Source organism: Paenibacillus thermotolerans, assembly GCF_028745515.1.
GTDB classification, from domain to species: Bacteria; Bacillota; Bacilli; order Paenibacillales; family YIM-B00363; genus Paenibacillus_AE; species Paenibacillus_AE thermotolerans.
The window spans coordinates 39,159-61,362 of the sequence record NZ_JAQZSG010000027.1; the positions used below are offsets into that span (position 1 = coordinate 39,159).

General features: G+C 49.6%; 28 protein-coding genes and 1 tRNA gene. 5 read left to right on the forward strand and 24 right to left on the reverse strand.

Annotated features, from left to right (window positions below; genetic code table 11):
• Positions 1-9: 9 nt before the first annotated feature.
• From PT964_RS19595 to rpsF, 7 genes are all read right to left on the reverse strand, one after another.
• Complete coding sequence (locus PT964_RS19595) at positions 10-843, reverse strand: carbohydrate ABC transporter permease (RefSeq protein WP_274365045.1); 834 nt, start codon at positions 841-843, stop codon at positions 10-12.
• A gap of 15 nt (positions 844-858) precedes the next feature.
• On the reverse strand, positions 859-1,818 hold the full coding sequence (locus PT964_RS19600; RefSeq protein WP_274365046.1) for a carbohydrate ABC transporter permease: 960 nt from the start codon (positions 1,816-1,818) through the stop codon (positions 859-861).
• Positions 1,819-1,927: 109 nt separating this feature from the next.
• The gene (locus PT964_RS19605) at positions 1,928-3,250 is read right to left on the reverse strand and encodes an extracellular solute-binding protein (RefSeq protein WP_274365047.1); all 1,323 of its coding nucleotides are present in this window, start codon (positions 3,248-3,250) and stop codon (positions 1,928-1,930) included.
• Positions 3,251-3,602: 352 nt separating this feature from the next.
• Complete coding sequence (locus PT964_RS19610; RefSeq protein ID WP_274365048.1) at positions 3,603-3,764, reverse strand: hypothetical protein; 162 nt, start codon at positions 3,762-3,764, stop codon at positions 3,603-3,605.
• A gap of 405 nt (positions 3,765-4,169) precedes the next feature.
• The gene (gene rpsR / locus PT964_RS19615; protein WP_274365049.1) at positions 4,170-4,472 is read right to left on the reverse strand and encodes a 30S ribosomal protein S18; all 303 of its coding nucleotides are present in this window, start codon (positions 4,470-4,472) and stop codon (positions 4,170-4,172) included.
• An 83-nt stretch (positions 4,473-4,555) separates the two neighbouring features.
• Positions 4,556-5,038 carry a single-stranded DNA-binding protein gene (gene ssb / locus PT964_RS19620; RefSeq protein ID WP_274365050.1) on the reverse strand — a complete coding sequence of 161 codons (483 nt, stop codon included), beginning with the start codon at positions 5,036-5,038 and terminating at the stop codon, positions 4,556-4,558.
• A 42-nt stretch (positions 5,039-5,080) separates the two neighbouring features.
• Positions 5,081-5,365, reverse strand: a complete 285-nt coding sequence (rpsF, locus tag PT964_RS19625) for a 30S ribosomal protein S6 (RefSeq protein WP_274365051.1) — start codon at positions 5,363-5,365, stop codon at positions 5,081-5,083.
• Between the two features lie 202 nt (positions 5,366-5,567).
• On the opposite strand from rpsF, the gene PT964_RS19630 reads away from it, so the two are divergent.
• A complete protein-coding gene (locus tag PT964_RS19630) occupies positions 5,568-5,762 on the forward strand; it encodes a YjzC family protein (RefSeq protein ID WP_274365052.1) in 195 nt (64 codons plus the stop codon).
• A gap of 289 nt (positions 5,763-6,051) precedes the next feature.
• Here the strand turns inward: PT964_RS19630 and PT964_RS19635 are convergent, their stop codons facing one another.
• On the reverse strand, positions 6,052-6,192 hold the full coding sequence (locus tag PT964_RS19635) for a hypothetical protein (protein ID WP_274365053.1): 141 nt from the start codon (positions 6,190-6,192) through the stop codon (positions 6,052-6,054).
• A 115-nt stretch (positions 6,193-6,307) separates the two neighbouring features.
• Here PT964_RS19635 and PT964_RS19640 point away from each other — a divergent pair, with 115 nt between their 5' ends.
• The 3 genes from PT964_RS19640 to PT964_RS19650 all read left to right on the forward strand — a co-directional run bounded on the left by PT964_RS19640 (position 6,308) and on the right by PT964_RS19650 (position 8,404).
• On the forward strand, positions 6,308-6,913 hold the full coding sequence (locus PT964_RS19640; RefSeq protein ID WP_274365054.1) for a DUF3889 domain-containing protein: 606 nt from the start codon (positions 6,308-6,310) through the stop codon (positions 6,911-6,913).
• Positions 6,914-7,023: 110 nt separating this feature from the next.
• Positions 7,024-7,434, forward strand: a complete 411-nt coding sequence (locus PT964_RS19645; RefSeq protein ID WP_274365055.1) for a VOC family protein — start codon at positions 7,024-7,026, stop codon at positions 7,432-7,434.
• A gap of 145 nt (positions 7,435-7,579) precedes the next feature.
• On the forward strand, positions 7,580-8,404 hold the full coding sequence (locus tag PT964_RS19650; protein ID WP_274365056.1) for a CPBP family intramembrane glutamic endopeptidase: 825 nt from the start codon (positions 7,580-7,582) through the stop codon (positions 8,402-8,404).
• A gap of 211 nt (positions 8,405-8,615) precedes the next feature.
• Here the strand turns inward: PT964_RS19650 and PT964_RS19655 are convergent.
• The 4 genes from PT964_RS19655 to PT964_RS19670 form a co-directional block, all read right to left on the reverse strand.
• A tRNA-Ser gene (locus PT964_RS19655) sits at positions 8,616-8,706 on the reverse strand.
• 87 nt (positions 8,707-8,793) lie between these two features.
• A complete protein-coding gene (locus tag PT964_RS19660) occupies positions 8,794-9,003 on the reverse strand; it encodes a DUF951 domain-containing protein (protein ID WP_274365057.1) in 210 nt (69 codons plus the stop codon).
• Positions 9,004-9,030: 27 nt separating this feature from the next.
• Complete coding sequence (locus PT964_RS19665) at positions 9,031-9,891, reverse strand: mechanosensitive ion channel family protein (RefSeq protein WP_274365058.1); 861 nt, start codon at positions 9,889-9,891, stop codon at positions 9,031-9,033.
• A gap of 14 nt (positions 9,892-9,905) precedes the next feature.
• Positions 9,906-10,157: a putative Se/S carrier protein gene (locus tag PT964_RS19670; RefSeq protein WP_274365059.1), complete on the reverse strand. Its 252-nt coding sequence runs from the start codon at positions 10,155-10,157 to the stop codon at positions 9,906-9,908.
• A gap of 119 nt (positions 10,158-10,276) precedes the next feature.
• Between PT964_RS19670 and yyaC the strand changes: the two genes are divergently transcribed.
• A complete protein-coding gene (yyaC, locus tag PT964_RS19675) occupies positions 10,277-10,888 on the forward strand; it encodes a spore protease YyaC (protein WP_274365060.1) in 612 nt (203 codons plus the stop codon).
• Here yyaC and PT964_RS19680 read toward each other — a convergent pair.
• The 12 genes from PT964_RS19680 to rpmH form a co-directional block, all read right to left on the reverse strand.
• A complete protein-coding gene (locus tag PT964_RS19680) occupies positions 10,854-11,357 on the reverse strand; it encodes a DUF4446 family protein (RefSeq protein WP_274365061.1) in 504 nt (167 codons plus the stop codon). The two genes, yyaC and PT964_RS19680, sit on opposite strands and share 35 nt — an antisense overlap.
• Before the next feature lie 24 nt (positions 11,358-11,381).
• On the reverse strand, positions 11,382-12,554 hold the full coding sequence (locus tag PT964_RS19685; protein ID WP_274365062.1) for an aminotransferase class V-fold PLP-dependent enzyme: 1,173 nt from the start codon (positions 12,552-12,554) through the stop codon (positions 11,382-11,384).
• 78 nt (positions 12,555-12,632) lie between these two features.
• Positions 12,633-13,490, reverse strand: coding sequence for a ParB/RepB/Spo0J family partition protein (locus PT964_RS19690; protein ID WP_274365063.1), 858 nt, complete (start codon positions 13,488-13,490; stop codon positions 12,633-12,635).
• Positions 13,483-14,244 (reverse strand): ParA family protein, encoded by a 762-nt coding sequence (locus PT964_RS19695; protein WP_274365064.1) that lies wholly within the window; start codon positions 14,242-14,244, stop codon positions 13,483-13,485. Before PT964_RS19695 ends, PT964_RS19690 begins: the two co-directional genes overlap by 8 nt.
• 263 nt (positions 14,245-14,507) lie before the next feature.
• Positions 14,508-15,332 (reverse strand): nucleoid occlusion protein, encoded by an 825-nt coding sequence (gene noc / locus PT964_RS19700; protein ID WP_274365083.1) that lies wholly within the window; start codon positions 15,330-15,332, stop codon positions 14,508-14,510.
• Between the two features lie 356 nt (positions 15,333-15,688).
• Positions 15,689-16,417: a 16S rRNA (guanine(527)-N(7))-methyltransferase RsmG gene (gene rsmG, locus PT964_RS19705; protein ID WP_274365065.1), complete on the reverse strand. Its 729-nt coding sequence runs from the start codon at positions 16,415-16,417 to the stop codon at positions 15,689-15,691.
• 4 nt (positions 16,418-16,421) lie between these two features.
• Complete coding sequence (gene mnmG / locus PT964_RS19710) at positions 16,422-18,326, reverse strand: tRNA uridine-5-carboxymethylaminomethyl(34) synthesis enzyme MnmG (protein ID WP_274365066.1); 1,905 nt, start codon at positions 18,324-18,326, stop codon at positions 16,422-16,424.
• A gap of 28 nt (positions 18,327-18,354) precedes the next feature.
• Positions 18,355-19,731, reverse strand: a complete 1,377-nt coding sequence (gene mnmE / locus PT964_RS19715) for a tRNA uridine-5-carboxymethylaminomethyl(34) synthesis GTPase MnmE (protein ID WP_274365067.1) — start codon at positions 19,729-19,731, stop codon at positions 18,355-18,357.
• Positions 19,732-19,851: 120 nt separating this feature from the next.
• Complete coding sequence (gene jag / locus PT964_RS19720) at positions 19,852-20,538, reverse strand: RNA-binding cell elongation regulator Jag/EloR (RefSeq protein WP_274365068.1); 687 nt, start codon at positions 20,536-20,538, stop codon at positions 19,852-19,854.
• A complete protein-coding gene (locus PT964_RS19725) occupies positions 20,480-21,274 on the reverse strand; it encodes a YidC/Oxa1 family membrane protein insertase (RefSeq protein ID WP_274365069.1) in 795 nt (264 codons plus the stop codon). The genes jag and PT964_RS19725 overlap by 59 nt, the downstream gene beginning before the upstream one ends.
• 114 nt (positions 21,275-21,388) lie before the next feature.
• Positions 21,389-21,748, reverse strand: coding sequence for a ribonuclease P protein component (gene rnpA, locus PT964_RS19730; RefSeq protein ID WP_274365070.1), 360 nt, complete (start codon positions 21,746-21,748; stop codon positions 21,389-21,391).
• 153 nt (positions 21,749-21,901) lie between these two features.
• Positions 21,902-22,036, reverse strand: coding sequence for a 50S ribosomal protein L34 (rpmH, locus tag PT964_RS19735; RefSeq protein WP_274365071.1), 135 nt, complete (start codon positions 22,034-22,036; stop codon positions 21,902-21,904).
• Between the last annotated feature and the right edge of the window lie 168 nt (positions 22,037-22,204).

Consider the following 22,204-nt stretch of genomic DNA (forward strand, 5'->3'; position numbering starts at 1 on the left):
CCTATTGCGTTACCCTTTAATACCGCCTTCATTGAAGCCGGACTGAACGAACCGCTTCTGGAATATGATGTAGATCAGCATGACAGGCACCAGAGCGATCATGGATGCGGCGAAAATTTGGCCGTAGTTCGTGGCGTATTTGTCGTTGAACATCATGATCGCGATCGGCAGCGTACGCATCGCTTCGTCCTTGATCAAGGTAAGCGCAAGGAAGTATTCCTCCCACGTGCCTTGGAAAATAAAGATGGCGAGCGTCCCCATCGCCGGCAGCGACTGCGGCAAATAAATGTTCCAAAATATGCGCCAGTTCCCTCCGCCGTCGATCAGCACCGATTCCTCCAGCTCCTTCGGGATGCTTTCGAAGAAGCCTCTTAGAAAGAACATGTTTCCTACGACACCCGTAGCGATATATACGAGCCATAGTCCCGTATACGTGTTTACCAGCCCAAGGCTTTTAATGACGACGAACTGCGGAATGATGTTGACGACCGCCGGAATCATCATAGTGAGCAGGAAAACTTTGAAGATCGCCTCTTTGCCCGGGAAGGTAAATCTAGCAAAGCCGTATGCGGTTAACGCCGATATAAACAAAGAGCCGACCATCGCCACGGAAGTGACGATTACGCTGTTCATAAAGTAGTTCACGAAATGGTTTTTGTTCCAAACCGTGATATAGTTCGTAATGTTGGGCGTTACCGAGAACACCTGATGCGGCTTCGGCAGCGTGTTCGTGCCGAGGAAGAACGTCGTCAAAATCATATAAATGAAGGGAAACACAAACAGAAGCGCCCCGAGTATGATGATCGCATATACTGCGAATTTTGCTATGAAAGGTGTTTTCATGCTTGGCTTCCCCCCTTAGAACAATCTCTGCTTGCCGAATTTGGTCATTTGGGAGTAGGTGAGCAGGAACACCAATATTCCCATCATGAAGCCCATGGCGGATGCGGGCCCGAATTTGAGCTGCTCGAACGCCTGGGTAAAGATTAAGCTCGGGATAACTTGAGTTTGATCCATCGGGCCGCCCTTGGTAATAAAGTACACCTGCGGGAAAAATCCGAAGGCGCCGTTGATCAGGTTAATGATAACGTACAGCGTGATCGGCTTTAAGAGCGGGATCGTAATTTTGAAAAACTTATCCGTCGCCGTCGCCCCGTCCATATCCGCCGCTTCATACAAATCTTTCGGCACGCCCTGCAGAGCCGCCAAATAAATGACGACGCCCCAGCCGACCGTCTTCCATATATGAAACAGCCAAATCATGATCATCGCCGACCAATAATTGTTTCTCCAAGAGATCGCCTCGGGCAATATCCCCAGCTGCTTGTGCAAAATAAAGTTCACGAAGCCGCCGTCGCCGTCGGCAAACAAATATTTGAACAAAAGCGCGACAATAATCCAGGACGTAACGATCGGCAAATAATAGACCGTCCGGAACGCGATTTTGAATTTGACGAATTTAGCGTTGATCAGCACGGCAAAAAATACCGCGAGAAACCAGTTGATCGGCACGGTGGCCGCGACGTTGAGGAGTGTATTGCGCAGTGCTATCAAAAATTTGTGGTTCGGATCTTGAAACACTTTGATATAGTTTGCTAAACCGACCCATTCGTTCTTGGCATTCGGCATAATGCTGAAATCTTGGAAACTGATCGTAATGTTTTTAATCATCGGATAGATGATAAACACGGCCGTACCCGCAAAACCTAGTATTACGAACGGGAGTACCGCCCACCATTGCTTTAATCCCTTAATGAACGGACTTTGTTTATTCTGCTGCCCGGCTTCGCCGCCCGGCAGACTGACGGAATTGGTCACGCCCGCAGCCCCCTTTCGTGGAAATGAAAGCTACTTCACCGGAAGAAGCGGTGGTACATTGCCCGGTGAAGTAGCATCTTGGTCAAGCATTTACATCATACATAAGCTATTACTTAAGAATCGCTTGGATTTGCTTCGCCGCTTCGTCAAGCGCAGCCTTCGGCTCCATCTCGCCGCGAATCGCCTTTTCGAACGCCAGGTTGAAGATGCCTTCCATTTCGCTCCATTGCGGAATCGGTGTGCGCGGCAATGCCGTTTCAAGCTGCTTCACATATTCCGCGATATAAGGAACGTCCATGCCTGCCATAGCTTCCGCAGCCGTTTTGTTCGTAGGAATCATACCCGCTTCGATCATGATCTTTTGCGGTTGTTCCGTAAGCATCCACTTCGCGAACGTCCATGCCTCGTTCGGATGCTTCGAGTTTGCGAAGATGACGAGGTCTTCGCCGCCGATCACCGAACGGCTTCCGCCCGGTCCTTCCGGCATTAAGCCGCGAACGGTTTGCTCCACCGGATCGAAGCCGGTTTGTTCTTTCTCGCCGATCTTAATGCTGTAGAACCAAGGGCCGTCGTCGGTCATCAAGTAATCGCCGCTGATCAAGCCGTCCCAAGTTCCCGGTTCGCCGCCGAGAATCGGCGGGATAATCAAGCCGTCCTTCTGCCAGCCGACGATCGTTTCAAGCGCCGCAACGCTCTCGGGGCTGTTCAAATAGCCTTCCACTTGAGTGTAGTCGTCGTTCGTTATCTTGCCGCCAAGACTCCAGAACCACGGCGTCAAGCCCCAAGCGTGGACTCCGGAAACGCCGAGTCCGTATTTGCCTTTCGCCTTCAGTGTCTTCGCCGCGGCTACCAGCTCATCCATCGTCTTCGGCGGCTCGCTCAAGCCTGCTTCTTGCAGCGTCGCTTTATTGTAGATTGCGATTTTCGTGTTTGTGTTCACCGGAACGCCGTAATACCCGTCTTCGAACCGGTTCGTTTCCATCGGGCCTTCAAATACGCTTTCTTTCAATTGATCGAAGCCCTCAAGCTTGCTGACATCCGTCAATGCGCCTTGGGAAGCAAATTCAGGCACCCAGATGATGTCCATACGCATCAAGTCCGGAGCCGCGTCGCCCGCAACGCCCGCGATGACTTGCTGCTTCAAGCCTTCGTACGGCATACGGGTCAGTTTCAGCTCGATATTCGGGTAAGCTTCCTCGAAGGCCGGCTTAATTTTTTCCGTCAATACTTTCTCTTCCGCATCGCTATATGTGTGCCAGTATTCGATCGTAACCTTCTTCGCCGCTGCTCCTCCGTTATCCGTTCCTTCAGAGCCGCCGTTGCCTCCGTTATCGGCGCTTCCCCCGTTACCGCCGCCGCCTCCGCAAGCCGCAAGCGATAAAGCAAGCACCAGCGCAAGAACGGCCATCAGCGTCTTTCTCATGCTCTTCATGTTCGTTTCCCCTTTCTTTTTGCTTACAGTCTTAATTATGCTTTTGACTGCGGCGATGGGTAACCGCTTTCATTCCGCAAAAGGTGTTTTATATTTCGATGAACATGATTACAGGCTGACCTGCGCTTTTGCAGGGTGCATTTTATTACTGACTTTGTTAGAAAATGTACACCACTCAAAGAAAAAAAGCCTTAACCCGGGGTTGTTCGGGCTAAGGCTTGGGGAATCGCGGCAATTACAGGAACACGATCATGGAGAGCACGAACATAAAGACGACGGCTGTTATTACCGGCACGGACGTACGTTTGACGATTTCGACCGGGCTCATCTTTCGGCGCAGGCGATAAGGAAATTATTCAGGATATATGCTGTTGGCATGTTCGTAACGTAATTTTTCAGAAGCAATTTTCATTTGCACGTCTTTCGCCGTTCTTTCCTTCTCTGAAGTGTAAGGGGTGTTTGGTTCAGATGCGGCTATTTCTTTTGTCCGGACATCATTATTGGGTTCCTTCATACAATATCCCCCTTTTTTCGCAATTCAATTAACTGCTATCTCTCTTATGTTTCTCCTAGAGCTATAGGTTGTATCCATGGAAAATGAAAGGCAATCGGAAGATAGACATTCGGATTTGTCTAACGGACAGGGATGCAGCTATTCGGCGTTTTGAATGGAGTTTGCTGTTGTAACGGACAACATTGCAGTTATTGCCTCAAAAAATCAGGGATCAACGCCAAAAATCGAGATTTAGCGTCTGTCGTGTCCGTTAGCCGTGTGGCGGCGGGCAAAATGGCGATATAACGTCTGTCGTGTCCATTAGCCCGCAGGTTAACGAGGGAGATAATCGATCGCGATGAAAAGGAAGGTATTTTCATGAAAAAAACCGACAGCATCTTTGCTGTCGGTTCGTCCATTGTTTGATTACTCCGTAGTGTACGGAAGCAACGCCATTTGACGGGCACGCTTGATTGCAACCGTCAACGCGCGTTGGTACTTCGCGGAAGTTCCCGTTACACGGCGCGGAAGAATTTTGCCGCGCTCGCTGATGAACTTCTTCAGCAAATCGATATCCTTATAGTCGATGTGCGTGATTTTGTTTACCTTGAAGTAGCAAACCTTACGGCGCTTACCGCCGCGCTTGCCGCGGCCGCCGAATTTACGCTCCGGACGGTCGGCGCGCTCCGGGCGATCCGCACGTTCTTGACGCTCGTTTTGTTCTGCCATTGTGTCCACTCCTTTCGCACTTGTGTACAATTACCGTTATGTTGCAGGCATCAATGCCTGTTCAGATGCATCTTCTGATTGAATCAGAACGGCAAATCATCATCCGAAATATCGACCGGCTTGCCATCGTCAGAGAACGGGTCAAAGCTGCTGTTATTGTTGCTGCGCTGGCCTCCCCCGGTACGACCTCCGCCTTGGAAGCCTCCTCCGGACGGTTCGCGCAACCCGCCTTCTTCGCGGTCACGGTTCGCCGATTCAAGGAATCGCACGTTATCCGCTACGACCTCCGTAACGTAGACGCGCTTGCCTTCGTTATTATCGTAATTGCGGACTTGAATCCTGCCTTCCACCGCGCACAGGCGACCCTTCCGCATATAATTCGCCACCGTCTCGGCTAGCTGCCGCCAAGTAACGATCGGAATGAAATCGGCCTCCTTCTCCCCCTGTTGGTTGGAGAATCCGCGATCCACCGCCAGCGTAAATTGCGTTACTGCAACTCCGGACGGCGTGTAGCGAAGCTCAGGATCTTTCGTCAGACGACCGATTAGAATGACGCGATTCAGCAACGTATTTCCCCCCTGCTCAAGCAAAAATTCGCCGGTTCGGCGTTACGCTACGTCTTGTACGATCATGAAACGGATAACTTCGTCGGAAATCCGCATCACGCGATCAAGTTCCTTGACGACTTCAGGCGTCGCTGTGAAATTCACCAGCACGTACACGCCGTCACGGTACTTATTGATCTCGTACGCAAGACGACGCTTACCCATCACGTTAGACTTCGTGATTTCGCCGCCGTTGTTGATGATGCCCTGGAATTTCTCAACTACCGCTTGGACAGCTGCTTCCTCCAAATCGGAACGGACAATATACATCACTTCATACTTGCGCATCGAAAATTCACCTCCTTTTGGACTAAGGCCCCGCTTCTGTTCTGCGGAGCAAGGAGTGAGAGGTTTTTAAACTCACACTAAATTCTAATATACCAAATGCACATGCCCATGACAAGTGATGCTTATGCGAATCGGCAATGGCATTTATCGGGAATCATGAGCCGAATCCCCTGCGGTTATCCTATGAAGGGAGGTGACAGCTATGGGTGAACGTACGCAATTTAAGCCGGGGGACAAAGCGCCGAACGACGGAATTTACATGGAGGTCGGGATTGACGACTTCCATTCCGGCATTAAGGACCCCCGCCGTGTCGTCGCTAAGAAGGGTCAAGCGCTTCCCGACACGAAGAATGCTGACCGCAGATGGGTTTTAACACGAAAAAACAACCCGCGTTAACTCCTGAAACGAAAAAAGCATAGGACGTGTGCGCTTCTGCGCCCGCCTATGCTTTATTTTTGTTGTGCTGTGCCGCTGATGCTCGACGGCCCCCGGACGGCGCCTCGATCATGACCATAAGTGTGCCGCCCAGCTTGCCCATACACCAATCCCGTAAAACAATATATCTCTCAGCAGGCTAAGGATCTCGCTCAGTAACGATTCTGTTTGTTCCATGCCATTACCCCCGTCGGCTGCGAATAAAAGGCGCTAGCGCTTGTTCCATCATATTCGCAAGGGGTCCGTTTGGTTAACGATCTTTGACGTTAAGCTCCTTCTGGATCGGATATGGATTATGGCGTACGTTCTTCGCTAGAACCTCTTCGGCGAATTCTTCATTGTGCGCGTATTTGTTGCCCTGGTTCTTTTTGTATTTCGGCTTGCCGGCCATTGTGCTCACCTCCCGCATACTCGTAGGTTGTTGCTTTGGAGGAGCGTATATACGTCATGGTTAAAATGGACCACAAGAGGAATAATATGGGTAAAAACTCCGGGTGGCATGCTCCATGTACAGCAAGCACATGCTTTTGTTAGGCATTTTCGCCTTCTCTTTGTTCGCTTTCCCGCAAACAAGCGCTTTTTCATCTAATCATGCGGATCCGTCCCCAAATTACCGCGCATGGAGTGCGGCTGCGCTTGAACGCGTCGAGCTCGATTTCCCGAATGCCGCAGTTGTCGATTTCCTGTTTATCGGGTGCAAGCCCATGTCCGAGTCTGCAACGAATTACATCTTCAAATTTTGGCTTAGGCAAGGCCCCGATGAATTCGGAGCCTATGTAACCGTTACGGTGAATATGCCTGCACAAAGGGCGGTCCGTTTTGCAGTCGAAAAAACGGATTTGCTTATCCCCTCTTATGGAAAATGGATCGTACTAACCAAGCATGCGGTTCTGAAGCGTTACCCCGGTGCCGAACGGATCGACGTTCGCCCGTATGAATGTAAATGGCTGTCCAAGGATCGGGCTAAGCAAACGTATTTGTTTTGGGTGAAATACCATGGCAAAGAAATGCTTGTTTTGGCGTCAGTCGTCTACAGCATTCAAACCGAAACGATCATCAACGTAGAGCTTGCCCCAAAAAGAGAGTTAACGGCCCCAATTCCGCCCCGCTAAGTCGTAAGCCCAAAGTTGTACGGCCTTATGCCCTTATGTACGATTCCGCATCCGATTGTTCGTGATATGATCCTCATGAAATCATTTTTGCTAAAAGGAGTTCCGTACATATGACCGACATTTTGGGTGCAGTACAGTATCGTGTAGCAAGACCGACGGACCGGCTTCAGGAGGTCGTATCTTTTTACCATGACGGATTGGGATTGCCGATTGTAAGCTCTTTCGAGGACCATGACGGATACGACGGCGTCATGATCGGATTGCCCGACGTCCGGTACCATCTGGAGTTTACCCGTCATGCGGAAGGCAGTCCTTGCCCCGCCCCCTCCAAGGATAATTTGCTTGTGTTTTACATCCCCGACCGAACGGCGATTCAAAGCATTGCGTCCCGTCTCGCGGCAATGGGCTTTCCCGAGGTAGAACCGGAAAACCCTTATTGGCGCGGCAAGAGCGTAACCGTCGAGGATCCGGACGGCTGGCGCATCGTACTGATGAATACTTCCGGTTTGTCCGCCGATTGATACTCACTTGAGGCTCCTGACTTCTCTTATTATGACTTTTTTTATGATTCAGGCTATGACTACTCGTTGACGATCGTCACTTACCGGTATGACTGTACGAAGTTAAGATGAGTACATCACATCAACCGGAAAGAAGGACGTCTTCATGAAAAACCGTTATGTACGCATTGTTGCCTTGAATCTACTTCAATTCGCGCTATTGGTCCTGTTATTTGTCGGGATCGGAGCGAAGGAATTTGTCGATCCGACAAGCAATAATCTTTACATGTTTGCGTTAGCCGCCGGGGCGGGCAGTGTGCCGGCTATCTTGCTTACCTTGTTATTTTACAAATACGTCGACAATCAACCGCTTCGCGGACTGCGGTTCGGCTTCAACCGCAAGCATGTCATCTTTTCGGTCGTTTCCTCCGCCTTCATTGTGGGTGCATATCTCGTTTATTGCTGGGCGCTTTCCGTCGGCGGGATGATTGATGTTTCGTTGAACCGCAATTTCTTTGCGAATGCGCATGCGGTTCCTATGTTTTTGTCTGTCGGCTTTGCATGGTTTTTAGCGGCCTTTAACGAAGAGCTGTTGGATCGGGCTTATTTTGTGGCCAACTTCAAGCATCTGTCCCCCATCAAGCTATATGTTTACTCCAGTATCCTGTTTATGATTTTACATGCGTTTAAAGGTTTGGATCCGTTCTATACGACGTTTCTGCTGCTGATGGGCATGACCTTTATGTACGTCTTTATTAAGACGGGTTCCGTTCTTGCCGCATCAATTCCGCATGCGGCGTATAACTTCATCACCGCACAACCGGTCGGAAATACGGATATCAGCGTCTTAAACATTACATCGGGACAAATCGGCGATCTTCAGATCGGGGTCTATTCCTTACTTGTTATGGCCGGGTTGATTGTTCTATCCCAGCTTTTTTATCGCCGCTCCATGACCAAATGCTTGACCCGTTTCAACGAGACGATGTGAAAGCACAAAAAAACGACCCCATCGGGTCGTTAATTTTTGTATGTATGACGGAAAGGGTGGGATACTCCTCCTGCCGACCCATCCGGCCGAAGGAGACTGCGAAGCGATTCCTCGCGAAGCTTATGCTCCGACGAACCCGCTTCTTAGGTTCTCATCCCGCTCCTTTCCGAGCATAAAAAAACGACCCACGCGGGTCGTTAATTCGTATGTATGGCGGAAAGGGTGGGATTCGAACCCACGCACGCCTCGCGACGCCTAGTTGATTTCGAGTCAACCCCCTTGGGCCTCTTGGGTACCTTTCCACATCTATAAATAACGCGACAAAGAGTATATTACCACAGCTTGAACAACAGCGCAATCCCCCGGGAAACATTTCCGGGGGATTTTATTTAGTCCTCTTTTTTCGGCGCCGCGATCAGCACCTTCTTCATACTCTTCTCGAATTTCGCCCGCGGAATCAGCACACTGTGCTGACAGCCGCGGCACTTGATCCGTATGTCCATCCCCATACGGATAATTTCCATTTCGTTCGTTCCGCACGGGTGCGGCTTCTTCATCATGACAACGTCTCCAAGATCGAACTTTTTCGCTTCCGTCATGGCTCCGACCTCTCCGTTCTTCGCACCTTACGATATTTTAATTCCTTCGGCATCAAGCGCCTTTTTGATTTCAACATTCATAATACGCGCTGCCTCTTGCTGAGTGTTCGGTTTACATTCCATTGTAACGCGAATCGTCACATCCGAAGCTCCAAGCTTTTGCACGCCGAGCACTTCCGGTTCTTTCACGATGTTCTCATTAGGCTCATATACGCGCAGCGCAGCTTCTTGGATCACCCGCATCGCTTTATCGATATCCGCAGCATAAGGTATGGATATGTCCATAACACCTACGGAATTGTTAGCCGAATAATTCGTCACTTGCATGATCGACCCGTTCGGGATGATGTGCATTTCTCCCGTCCAGCTTTTAATCCGGGTGACGCGAAGCCCGATTTCCACCACTTCCCCTTCGAAGCTGCCGGTCTTTATAACGTCCCCTACCGCAAACTGATCTTCAAAGATAATAAAAAACCCCGTAATTACATCCTTCACCAAGCTCTGTGCTCCGAAGCCGATCGCAAGCCCCAACACGCCGGCACCGGCAAGCAAAGGCGCAAGCTCTACGCCAAGCTCCGCCAAAATCAATAAAATAACGATAAAATTAATCGTATACGAAAGCACGTTGTTTACAAGGCGGCCGATCGTTTGCGAACGCCGGGGGTCGATTCTGACCGGGCCTCCTCTTTTTCGGTCAATCATCATATGCCCCACTGCGCGGCTCGCTATGCCGATCACAATCTTCCCCGCAATCAAGTAAACGGCTATTTTCACTATGATCCAGACAATTCCTAGCCAGAAAGCGGGTTCGATTACAGCTTCCATCGTTTCTTTGTAAAATGCCGCGAGATCCAATCCGTTACCCGTCAACCACTCTTTTCCGAGCACGATAATCCCTCTTCCTATTCATATATGTTAACATACTGATCGCCGTTTTTTAAAAATATTCCCTTAATCTCCACCTTTTCTTCTATAATAATCTCTTTCACCTGTGTCAAAAATCGACCTTCAAAACCGATCGTAAGCGCGCAGCCGGCGGTGATCTCCTTCGGCGTCGGCCTGAGATCGATTTCGATATCCGCATATTCAAGCAGCATCTCCGCACGGAGCGCCTGCTGCGTCGAATCGAATGCAATCAAGTATTGCTCCGGCATACCCCTTCTCCCCCCGCCTCTTAAAAATCTATTGATTTTTATCGCTCCAACGTATAAAAAAATATCGCCGTCCGTATACTGTTAGTACGAAAAAATGCGTAACGACAGGCGGGTAATCTATGAACTTTTCTATCGGCTCGTTCTCTTTAGCTCCGAAGAAGCAGCAATCGGCTCCCTTCAAGCTGTCGCATTCCGAACCTGACGCCGTTAATCAGCTGGGCGCCACTCTCCGCAATGTATTTAACAGCATTCCCGATGACAGGACGCTCGTCATTGTTTGCGTCGGAACCGACCGCTCCACAGGCGACGCGTTAGGGCCGCTTGTCGGGACAAAGCTGAGCAAGCGTTCCGCCCTACCTGTGTTCGGGACGTTAGACGAGCCTGTGCACGCGATGAACATGACGGAGCGGCTCGATTCCGTAGCCAATATGTACCGCAATCCTTATATCGTCGCCATTGACGCTTGTTTAGGTCAATTATCCAGCGTCGGTTGCATACAAGCCGCAGAAGGCCCGGTAAAGCCTGGCGCCGGGGTGAACAAAGAACTCCCCCCTGTCGGCGATTATCACGTTACCGGGATTGTGAATGTAGGCGGCTTTATGGAATACTTTGTCTTGCAAAACACCCGATTGAGCCTCGTTATGAATATGGCGGACGTCATTTCCGAATCGATCTGTGTTGCCGCATCCGGCGGCCTTACCGCTTCTTCTGCTCAGTTGCTTGATGGATAACTTCCTTTTCTTCAGGCGTCAGCGCATAATTGGAATTTCCGTTCTTGACCGGTTTAGCATAAACAACGCTTTCTCCGCGATTATGAATCGTTGTAATAACCGCACCGTCGCCTGAGGCATCCAAAAGCGCGATGGAAAAGCTAAGATCGCTTCCTCGTTCCGCGAATGCGTTGTATCTCATGACGGCCAAATTGCCTTTTAATGCGGCCGTCTTTCTTTGAAGCTCGGCAATCGCCGATTCGTTCGCCTTCCCCATGCTTTGCAGCTTTTCAAACTGAACGTGGATTTCTTGAATTACCCCTTCCAGTCCGTCAACACTCGATCCGTTCACGAACCGGTTCAGTCTTCTTCTAAGTCTGCCAATCTTTATCAACGCGGTAATATATAGAATAAGCATAATAAATAATAGAAGTACAAATGCCGAAATACAAGCTTCCAGCGGAAGCTCAAATACGTTCAGCTCATTCATGATGACGCCCCCAAGCAGTATGCCTTATTTCAGTCGGTAAGAATCGGCGATTTCCGCAATGGCTCTTATGAAATCATCGACCTCTCCATCCGTATTAAAATATCCTGCACTCGCGCGTACCGCTCCCGTCGCTGTCGTTCCCGCCATCTCATGCGCGAGCGGCGTACAGTGGAAACCGGACCTGACCGCGATTCGATAATGTTGATCGAGAATGTATGCAACCTCTGACGGATCGGCTTGTTTGATCGCAAACGCAACAATTCCGGTTCGTTGTTCTCCGACATCCGGCCCAAGAATCGCGATTTCCGGTATCGAAAGCAGCCCTTCCATCATCCGCTGTGTGAGCGCCCATTCTTTAGTATGGATTTTCGCGGGCGTCTCATGCAGTACGAAGTCCACGCCGGCGCCCAATCCAGCGATTCCCGGTGTGTTTTGCGTGCCCGCCTCATACCTGTCCGGTCTGACCGACGGCTGCTCAACCGCCTCGGATTGACTGCCCGTTCCCCCATGGATCATCGGTGCCAGCTCTATATCCGGGGCGATATACAGCCCCCCGGTACCTTGTGGTCCATATAAGCCTTTATGACCCGGAAAAGCGAGCAAATCGATTCCCATTGCGCCTACATCGATATCAAGCACACCTGCCGTCTGTGCAGCATCGACTAGGAGCTTCGCCCCTCGTTGTTTCACGGCAACTGCGATTTCCGCAAGCGGGACAATGCTACCAAGCAAATTTGAGCTGTGATTTACAACGACCAGCTTGGTACGCTCTGTCATTGCTTCAACCACTTTCGACGCCGGCAGTTCGCCTTTTTCAGATGTCTTCACATAAGTGACACGAACTCCCTTTACCCGCTTTAAATACTCAAGCGGCCTTCGAACCGAATTATGCTCAATTGCTGTACATACAACGTGATCTCCCTCTCCGACGAACCCTTGAATCGCAACATTCAAAGCATGCGTCGTATTTAAGCAATAAGCGATATCATTCGGATTTCGGACACCGAACAATTTCGCAAGCTTCTTCCGCGTTTGAAACAACACCCTGCTTGCCTCAACCGCCATCGCGTGGCTCCCTCGCCCCGGATTTGCACCGCACTCGGTAAGCGTTCGGCTTACCGCCTCAATGACAGACGGCGGCTTCGGCCATGAAGATGCCGCGTTATCGAAGTAAATGAACCCATTGGTTTGATTCATTATACTACCCCTCCCTTCCGTCGTCAGAAGAAAACAGCATACCTCAAACCCAAGCCGGGCTTGCGGTATGCCATTAAATTATCCCGTATGTGTTCCTTGCATGATATCAAGCAATCGTTGCAAATCGTCGGCCGAGTAATACGAGATTTCAATTTTCCCTTTATCCTTGTTCGCTTTAATTTTCACGGTCGTTCTTAGCATCTCGCGCAAGCTTTCTTCCAGCTCGTGAATATACGGATCCCGTTTTACTTTTTTCGCTAAAGCGGCTTTCTTTTGCTGAGGGTCCTCTCTTCTGCGAATCTCCTCTTCCAGCTCACGGACGCTCCATTCCTTCGCGATCGTCAACTCTGTCAGCTCCAGGATCGATTTCTCATCCTTAAGGCCCGCGATCGCTCTAGCATGACCCATCGATAATGTTCCACGTGAAACATAATTTTTCACTTTAGAGGGAAGCTGCAGCAGGCGGAGAAAATTCGCAATGTGCGACCTGGATTTCCCGACCTTCACGGAAAGCTCCTCTTGCGTTAGCGAAAACGTATCGATTAAATTTTGATACGCAGTGGCTACCTCCATCGCATTCAAGTCCTCGCGTTGCAAATTCTCGATCAACGCGATCTCCATCACCTGTTGATCGGTGAAGCTTCGTACGACCGCAGGAATGGTAGCCATACCCGCTTTTTGCGATGCTCTCCATCTGCGTTCGCCGGCGATAATTTCATAGCCCTTTAATACGGAACGAACGATAATCGGCTGAATGACGCCATGCTCTTTAATCGAGGAGGCTAACTCCGCAATACCGTCATCGTCAAAGTGCTTTCTTGGTTGATACGGATTCGCCCTTAATTGCGATACCGCAATTTCCACTACTTTATCGTCGTCTTTAATGCTAAGCGCCGGAATCAACGCGTCTAATCCTTTTCCCAGCCGTTTATTCAACCGAGATCACTTCCTTCGCAAGCTCCAAATATACTTCTGCGCCTTTGGATCTTGGATCATAAGTAATGATCGACTGTCCATGGCTCGGTGCTTCGCTAAGTCGAACGTTGCGGGGAATTATCGTTTGGTACACTTTATGCTGAAAATACTTTTTTACTTCCTCTATGACCTGAATTCCTAAATTCGTACGGGCATCCAGCATCGTCAAAAGAACACCTTCGATCTGCAATCCCGTATTTAAATGCTTCTGGACAAGCCGAATCGTATTCAACAATTGACTCAAGCCTTCTAAAGCGTAATATTCGCATTGAATCGGAATTATAACGGAATCTGCGGCCGTGAGCGAGTTGACGGTAAGCATACCTAGCGAAGGCGGGCAATCGATCAAAATATAATCATACATGTGGCGAACGAGATTCAGCGACTTCTTCAGCCTAACCTCCCGAGAAATCGTCGGAACAAGCTCAATCTCGGCACCGGCCAATTGAATGGTCGCCGGAAGCACCTTAAGATTCGGAATTATCGTATCAACGATCGCTTCTTTCGGATGTACGTCATTAATTAATACATCATAAATACAATGTGCAACATCCGCCTTATTGACTCCGATCCCGCTTGTAGAATTCCCTTGCGGATCGATGTCAACCAACAGTACATTTTTCCCTAACGAAGCAAGGGACGCTCCTAAATTTACGGAGGTTGTCGTTTTACCGACTCCGCCCTTTTGATTCGTTATGGCAATGATTTTAGACAACTCGTTCACCCCAAAGCTTTAAAAATTCATGGCGGAAAGTACATTCTTCCGACCTGCCGCCCTACTTATACATTTCTACAAGAAAACCTCTTTCGAAGCCCAATCAAAAAGCGGACCGCGAATAGAGGACGGTTTTTCTTGGTAAACAATTTATTGACAGGCTTTATACTTATAAATATTATAACGTAAAAAAATCACTAGAATCACAGTAAGATGTCGGCAAAAAAAGCGGCTTTCGCCGCCGAAAAGAGACGATACCGCATTTATTTTTTAGGGATTTTGATTACGATTTCATATCGATCCTCATAATCCTGTTCGTCGGTTACAATTTGCATACCGGAGCCCAGCACCATATCTACCGACTGACGAATCGTGTTAACGGCAAGCCGAACATCCTTCGAGAACGAAAACCTTCTCGGTTTCTTTTCCTTGGACTGCTGAATCGATTCCAACAGGAATGCAATCCGGTTCTCGGTTTGCTTCACATTCAACTCTTTCGTCAAAATATCTTCTAAAATTTTCAGTTGCAGCTCTTCCGAAGGCAACGATAGCATAGCCCGAGCATGCCTTTCGGTAATTCTCCGCTCCATTAAAGCCATTTTTACCGTATCGCAAAGCTGCAGCAGACGAATTTTATTGGCGATGGTGGATTGGCTTTTCCCTAATCTCTGAGCAAGACTCTCTTGCGTCAACTGATGAATTTCTATCAGCTTCTGATAGGCAATAGCTTCTTCAATAGAAGTAAGCCCTTCTCGCTGCAAGTTCTCGATCAAAGATATCGAGGCTGCTTGAGAGTCGTTGAATTCACGGACTATGGCAGGGATCGTATCCCAACCCAGCTTTGAAACGGCACGCCAACGGCGCTCCCCGGCAATCAATTCAAACTTTCCGTCCCTGACTCGAACGACAATCGGTTGAATCACGCCATGCGTTTTAATCGTTTGGCATAATTCCTCGATTTTTTCGTCATCGAACACACTTCTCGGCTGATAGGGGCTCGGAACGATTTCATGAACGGGAATTTGCTTTACTTCTTCATTCGTTTGTTTCTCCGCCATACCAAAAAAGCGGCTAAACTGGTCCTTCATCATGTTGTGCAACACCCTGCTTTCACTCTGACCTTATTTCGTGGTCTTATGAGCAACATTACGTCCCATGAGCAAAACAAACCTCCGCAAAAAACCGATTCTGCGGAGACAAGTGGGCTTTTTAACGATATAGAATATGTTCGCTCTAATTATAAAGCGGTCACCTATCCCATACCAAGAAAAACCTCTTCTTCATCGCGGTTGCTCATCCTCGAATGTACTGCAAAAGAAGTTTTTCTTTAGAAGCTTTTTGCTGTTCCTAAATATAATTCGATAACAATCGTCATTTTCCTGCAATATATTTCGAAAGAATTTATGTTCCACGTGGAACATATTGCCGAATCTAAGGACAAAGATCAAGGCTGGAGCAAGGGTGACTTCAACGGCGTCCCGGCCTTGCGCGGATAAGCTTTCGGCGTATTTTTATGCTTGTCGATAATAATGATATGCCGTTTCGAGCCATCCTCCGGAAGCTCAAGCGAATGCTCCTCCCGAACCTTCCCGCCGAGCTGCCGAATCGCAAATTGCGCTTCTTTCAGCTCCTCCTGCGGATCGGCGCCTTTCATTGCGGAAAATATTCCGCCCACCTTAACAAGCGGCATACAGAACTCCGCAAGCACACTCAACCTCGCCACCGCTCGCGCCGTAACCATGTCATACGTTTCTCTGTGTGCCCGGTCGCGGCCGACATCCTCCGCCCTCCCGTGTACGCAATGCACATCTTGCAAGCCAAGCGACTTCGTTAACGATGTCAGAAAACCGATCCGCTTCTGAAGCGAATCGATGATGGTGACGGATAAATGAGGGAACAAAATTTTTAACGGTATGCTCGGAAAGCCCGCTCCCGCCCCTACATCTGCAAGCGTGTTGATCTCCTGCAGCGGAACGACGAAAGAAAGGGAAGCCGAATCGTAAAAATGCTTTACGTACACCTGTTCCCTATCCGTGATCGCCGTTAAATTCATGCGCTCGTTCCAGTCGACGAGCTCGCGGAAATACGTCTCAAATTGCTCCGATTGACGAGGCGAAACGTCGATGCCGCGCTTCGCCATCAATTGTACGAAAGTCAAAGCGATATCGCTCATGGACTTATACCTGCTTTGCATGGGCTTCCGCCGTTTTTCGGTTGAAATGCTCTAAATACACCAGAAGAATGGAAATGTCGGCGGGAGAAACGCCGGAAATCCGCGACGCCTGGCCGATCGAAATCGGACGAATCTTCGTAAGCTTCTGCCTCGCTTCCGTTGCGATGCCATGAATGTCGTTATAATCGATCGTATCGGGAATCCGCTTCTGATCCATCTTCTTGAGTCTTTCGACTTGCGCCAGCTGCTTTTCGATATATCCGGTATACTTAATCTGAATTTCAACTTGCTCCTTCATCTCTTTATCCAGTTCAAACGGAGAAGGGAGCATCCGTTCCATATGCGCATATGTGATTTCCGGACGGCGAAGGATCGACGCGGCGTCCACGGAATTGTTCAGAAGCACGGATCCGGCTTCAGCAAGAACGGCCTGAACGTGCTCTTCCGGACGCAGCTTCGTCTTCTGAAGCCGCTCCACCTCTTGCTCAATCATCGATTTCTTGTGCAAGAAGCGCTGATAACGTTCCTCGGGAACAAGACCTATATCATGTCCGATTGGAGTAAGACGAAGATCGGCATTATCATGGCGCAGCAACAGGCGATATTCAGCCCGGGAAGTAAGCAGCCGGTACGGCTCGCTCGTCCCTTTCGTGACAAGATCGTCAATCAGCACGCCTATATAAGCGTCGGATCTGCCGAGAATGACCGGCTCCTCGCCTTTCACCTTGCGAGCGGCATTAATACCGGCCATAATCCCTTGCGCCGCCGCTTCCTCATAACCCGAGGTGCCGTTAATTTGCCCTGCCGTAAACAAGCCGGAAATCAGCTTCGTCTCGAGCGAAGGCCACAGCTGCGTCGGAACGACCGCATCATACTCGATCGCATAACCGGTGCGCATCATTTCCACTCGCTCCAGACCGGGCACCGATCGAAGCATGCGAAGCTGAATATCCTCAGGCATGCTTGTGGAAAGACCTTGCACATAATATTCTTTCGTACTGCGGCCCTCAGGCTCGAGGAACAACTGATGCTTCGGCTTATCGGCAAATCTCACGATTTTGTCCTCGATGGACGGACAATACCGCGGCCCCGTACCTTCAATCGCTCCTGAAAACATAGGAGCCCGGTGCAAATTCGAATTAATGACCTCATGCGTCTCCGGCGATGTGTAGGTCAGCCAGCATGGGAGCTGTTCCGCCGTCGGTCCTTCCTTCGTTTCGTAGGAAAAAAATTGCGGCTCAGGATCCCCCGGCTGAATTTCCATTTTGTCGAAATCGATCGTATCCTTATGAACGCGCGGCGGCGTACCCGTTTTAAAGCGAACCAATTTCAGCCCGAGCTCCCGCAAATTTTCGGAAAGCTTGACGGATGGCTGCTGATTGTTCGGTCCGCTTTCATACATCAGTTCGCCCATAATGATTTTGCCGCGCAGGTACGTTCCTGTCGTCAATACGACGGATTTCGCCAAATATTGCGCGCCGGTTTTCGTAACGGCTCCTTTGCAGACGCCGTCCTCAACGATCAGCTCCTCCACCATCCCCTGGCGAAGCGTCAGGTTCGGCGTTTGCTCGATCGTCTCCTTCATCGTTTGCTGATACAAGAACTTATCCGCTTGCGCTCGCAGCGCATGCACCGCCGGCCCTTTGCCGGTGTTTAACATTCTCATTTGAATGAACGTCTTGTCGATGTTGCGTCCCATTTCCCCGCCCAAAGCATCGATTTCGCGAACGACATGCCCCTTCGCCGGGCCGCCGATGGACGGATTGCAAGGCATGAATGCAACCATATCCAAATTAATCGTCAAAAGGAGCGTTTCGCACCCCATTCTTGCCGCCGCCAAAGCCGCCTCGCAGCCCGCATGTCCCGCGCCGATCACAATGACATCATATTCTCCAGCTACATAGCTCATTTGTTTGAATGTCCCTCCCTCTGATTCGTCATTTCCCTAAACAAAACTGTGAAAAAATTTGATCGATCAACGAATCGCTCACTGCATCACCGATAATTTCGCCCAGCTGCTCCCAAGCGTTCCGGATATCGATTTGAATCATATCGATCGGCACCTTCATTTCGACGCCTTGAAGTGCTTCATCCAGCGCATGACTTGCCTTCTTCAGCAAATGAATATGCCTTGCGTTGCTGACATAAGTCATGTCGCCGGAATCCAAATTCCCGCTGAAGAAAATCGCGGTTACCGCCTTTTCCAGCCTGTTGATCCCTTCATTTTCCTTGGCGGACAGCCTCACGATCTTCTCTTGCGGAAACAGCTGCCCGATATATTGTTCATCCGTCTTTACCGGCAGATCGATTTTATTGATGATGACGATCGTTTGCCTGTCCCCGAGCGATTCCATCATTTGTTTCTCCGCATCGGTTAACGGCTCGTTCGCGTTCACCACGAACAAAATCAGATCGGCGGAAGCAAGAGCGGCTTGTGACCGCTCAACGCCGATGCGTTCAACGACATCCTCCGTTTCGCGAATGCCGGCGGTGTCCAGCAGCTTTAGCGGAATACCGCCGATTGTAACATATTCCTCGATTACATCGCGCGTCGTACCCGGAATATCGGTAACGATTGCCCGATTTTCCTGCGTTAAAGCGTTAAGCAATGAGGACTTCCCGACATTCGGCTTGCCTATAATGGCCGTTTCGATCCCTTCGCGAAGCAGCTTGCCTCGTTCTGCCGTACGCAGCATTTCGGCAATCGATTCCCGCGCGTACATGCATTTGTCCCTAATAAACGCGTTGGTCAATTCCTCGACGTCATGCTCCGGATAGTCGATATTCACCTCGATGTGAGCCATCGTCTCCACGAGCGTCTGCCTTAACTTCTTCACCTCGCGGGATAACGCGCCCTCCGATTGCTTCATCGCAACGGAGAAAGCGCGGTCCGATTTGGAACGAATCAAATCCATAACCGCTTCCGCTTGCGATAAGTCGATTCGCCCGTTCAGGAACGCCCGCTTCGTAAATTCGCCCGGCTCTGCCAATCGAGCGCCGTACTCCAACAGAAGATCAAGCACTCTCTTTACGGAAACGATTCCGCCGTGACAGCTTACCTCCACGACATCCTCAGCCGTAAACGAACGTGGACCCTTCATCAGCGTGACCAGAACTTCTTCGATTCGTTCCCCGGTTGCCGGGTGAACGATATGGCCGTAATGAACCGTATGTGAAGCCGCCTCGGTTAACTTCGTCTTGGAACGAAACACTTTATCCACTACTTGTGCCGACTCGGGCCCGCTTACCCGAATGACGGCAATGCTGCTTTCTCCAAGCGGCGTAGCTATGGCGGCAATAGTATCCTCATTCATCGTTGATCACCTCAGTATGTGCCAGTCCCGATTAGTATTTACAAATACAATTTTTTCTTATTTCCTAAATAAAAAGCAATGACTACTTAATTTGCTTAAGTGAGCCATTGCCGCCGAAATTTATTTTAAAGCGATTACGATACGGCGATTCGGTTCCTCGCCCTTGCTGTAGGTTTGAACCTTCGGGTGATTCTGAAGCTGATAATGAATGATCCGCCGTTCCTGAGCGGTCATCGGCTCGAGCACAACCTCTCTTCTCGTTCGAACAACTTGATTGGCCAGCCGCAGCGACAAATCCTCAAGCGTCTTCTTCCGGCGCTCCCGGAATTGCTCCGCATCGAGAATGATCCGCACATGGCCATCGGAGTAACGGTTCGCATAAACATTAAGAATGAGCTGAAGCGCGTCCAACGTTTGGCCGCGGCGTCCGATAATGATGCCCAAATCTTTGCCCGCAACATCCAGAATGACATTGCCTTCCTTATCCTTGCGATTCGACACTCCGGCTTCGAGCCCCATGGCTCGGAGCAGCTCGCCAAGATAGGCAACGGTATCCTCAATCGGATCCGTCGAAGGCTCTGCCGCAGCCGCCGGCGCTTCCGAAATCGCAGCTTCCGGAGACGGTTCGGCCGCTTCTATTACCTCAAGCTGGACCTCAGCGTCTCTGCCGCCGATTAATCCGAGCAGCGCCTTCTTGGGCTGCTCAAGTACCGTCACCCTTACATGATCTTCCGTAACTCCCAGTTGCTCAAGACCTCTTCTTACCGCCTCTTGGACGGTTTTCCCCGTAAAGACCCGCTTTGTCATTTCGAGGCTCACCCTTACCTTTTAATTGAGGTTTATAAATGAAGTACGATTGAACAATCGTAAACACGTTGCTGTAAAACCAGTACAGAACAAGGGCCGAAGGGAACTGCAGCGACATGACCAAGATCAATATCGGGAAAATCATCATCATCGCCTGCATATTCGACGGCATCTGCGATTGCATCATCTTCTGCTGCAAGAATGTCGTAATGGCCGCTAAAATCGGAAGAATATAATAAGGATCCTTCTCCCCTAATTGAAGCCATAAAAACGTATGCTCCCGAATATACGGGTTACCGAGGATAGAGTTATAGAGCGCAATCAACACCGGCATCTGGATCAAGAGCGGGAAACAGCCGGCCATAGGATTGACGCCGTTCTGCTGGAACAGCTTCATCGTCTCTTCCTGCTGCTTCTTCGGATCGGTGCTGTATTTCTCACGAATCTTTTGCAGCTCGGGCTGAATCGCCTGCATCTGCTTAGAGGATTTATATTGCTTCAGCGTCAGCGGCAAAATCGCAAGACGCACAATAACGGTAATCACGAGAATCGCCAAACCGTATTGATTAAATAATGTGTGCGCCAGCCAGTCCAACGCGTCCGAAAGCGGGCCTACAATGTAACCATTCCAAAAGCCTGAACGATCGATGGTGTAATTTCTGTTCGGGGTACCGCAGCCCGCTAATAAAAGTAACGGTAATAAAGCTGCCCACTTCAAACGACGAGAAAGAGACAACACCTAAAACCTCCCACAAACCTCATTCGAGGTCCAATCTGCTGATAGTTGATGTTTAGCCTTGTGCAAGAAAAGCCTAACGTAAACTATACCATATTATTGAAGGGAAGAAAACTAACGCTCATCCCTCGGAGGAGGCGAAAGAACCCCCGCTCTCTTTAATACATGGTGAACGCTTCGCTTCAGATCGGAGAACTCCAATTCGACCGCGGGTTTGCGTACGATCACCACGATATCGACGTTTTTTGCGATGCGGGTTTCCATCCCCCGCAAAATTTCCTTTAAACGGCGTCTCATTTTATTGCGCACAACGGCGTTGCCGATTTTTTTACTGGCCGAAATGCCGACGCGGAACGATTCCGCATCTTTCGAAGGCTTCACATATACGACCAGTTGATGGTTTGCGGCAGCCTTGCCATGTTTGAAAACTCTCGAAAAATCTTCTCTCTTCCGTAACCTAAGCCTCTTTTGCACGAAACCGACCCCAATAACCTTAATTTCAATAGGGTTAACAGAATTACCTATGTATATAAGTAAAACTTCAATCGAAGTAAATTACAAAAGATGAGCGACCGCGATATAGATATATAACAAAAAAGACCACGTTTCGTGGTCTTGGTCTGCGATTTAAGCAGTCAATACTTTTCTTCCCTTTTGGCGGCGCGCAGCAATGACCTTACGGCCATTCTTCGTGCTCATCCGCTTGCGGAAGCCGTGTACCTTTTTGCGTTTATTCGTATTCGGTTTAAAAGTCGGTCCCATCGTTTGACACCCCCTACATTGTCTTGCAACTAAAAACAGCGCTTTTTCCATTAAACCATCAGGACGTCAAATTGTCAAGGAAAAGCGATCTCCACAACCACAGGCTATCCACATGTGAATAAATTTTGCGAAACAAATCGCAATTTGTCGAGTTGTGAACAACATGCT

Bases quoted from the DNA above. Each gene is read 5' to 3' on its own strand.
- PT964_RS19595 (WP_274365045.1), bottom strand. From the start codon at position 843: ATGAAAACACCTTTCATAGCAAAATTCGCAGTATATGCGATCATCATA.
- PT964_RS19635 (WP_274365053.1), bottom strand. From the start codon at position 6,192: ATGGCCGGCAAGCCGAAATACAAAAAGAACCAGGGCAACAAATACGCG.
- PT964_RS19605 (WP_274365047.1), bottom strand. From the start codon at position 3,250: ATGAAGAGCATGAGAAAGACGCTGATGGCCGTTCTTGCGCTGGTGCTT.
- jag (WP_274365068.1), bottom strand. From the start codon at position 20,538: ATGACAAAGCGGGTCTTTACGGGGAAAACCGTCCAAGAGGCGGTAAGA.
- PT964_RS19680 (WP_274365061.1), bottom strand. From the start codon at position 11,357: ATGAATGAGCTGAACGTATTTGAGCTTCCGCTGGAAGCTTGTATTTCG.
- PT964_RS19650 (WP_274365056.1), top strand. From the start codon at position 7,580: ATGAAAAACCGTTATGTACGCATTGTTGCCTTGAATCTACTTCAATTC.
- PT964_RS19630 (WP_274365052.1), top strand. From the start codon at position 5,568: ATGGGTGAACGTACGCAATTTAAGCCGGGGGACAAAGCGCCGAACGAC.
- mnmE (WP_274365067.1), bottom strand. From the start codon at position 19,731: ATGAATGAGGATACTATTGCCGCCATAGCTACGCCGCTTGGAGAAAGC.
- PT964_RS19610 (WP_274365048.1), bottom strand. From the start codon at position 3,764: ATGAAGGAACCCAATAATGATGTCCGGACAAAAGAAATAGCCGCATCT.
- PT964_RS19685 (WP_274365062.1), bottom strand. From the start codon at position 12,554: ATGAATCAAACCAATGGGTTCATTTACTTCGATAACGCGGCATCTTCA.
- mnmG (WP_274365066.1), bottom strand. From the start codon at position 18,326: ATGAGCTATGTAGCTGGAGAATATGATGTCATTGTGATCGGCGCGGGA.
- PT964_RS19670 (WP_274365059.1), bottom strand. From the start codon at position 10,157: ATGCCGGAGCAATACTTGATTGCATTCGATTCGACGCAGCAGGCGCTC.
- rpsF (WP_274365051.1), bottom strand. From the start codon at position 5,365: ATGCGCAAGTATGAAGTGATGTATATTGTCCGTTCCGATTTGGAGGAA.
- PT964_RS19660 (WP_274365057.1), bottom strand. From the start codon at position 9,003: ATGACGGAAGCGAAAAAGTTCGATCTTGGAGACGTTGTCATGATGAAG.
- rsmG (WP_274365065.1), bottom strand. From the start codon at position 16,417: ATGAGCGATATCGCTTTGACTTTCGTACAATTGATGGCGAAGCGCGGC.
- yyaC (WP_274365060.1), top strand. From the start codon at position 10,277: ATGAACTTTTCTATCGGCTCGTTCTCTTTAGCTCCGAAGAAGCAGCAA.
- rpsR (WP_274365049.1), bottom strand. From the start codon at position 4,472: ATGGCAGAACAAAACGAGCGTCAAGAACGTGCGGATCGCCCGGAGCGC.
- noc (WP_274365083.1), bottom strand. From the start codon at position 15,332: ATGAAGGACCAGTTTAGCCGCTTTTTTGGTATGGCGGAGAAACAAACG.
- PT964_RS19645 (WP_274365055.1), top strand. From the start codon at position 7,024: ATGACCGACATTTTGGGTGCAGTACAGTATCGTGTAGCAAGACCGACG.
- rpmH (WP_274365071.1), bottom strand. From the start codon at position 22,036: ATGGGACCGACTTTTAAACCGAATACGAATAAACGCAAAAAGGTACAC.
- PT964_RS19640 (WP_274365054.1), top strand. From the start codon at position 6,308: ATGTACAGCAAGCACATGCTTTTGTTAGGCATTTTCGCCTTCTCTTTG.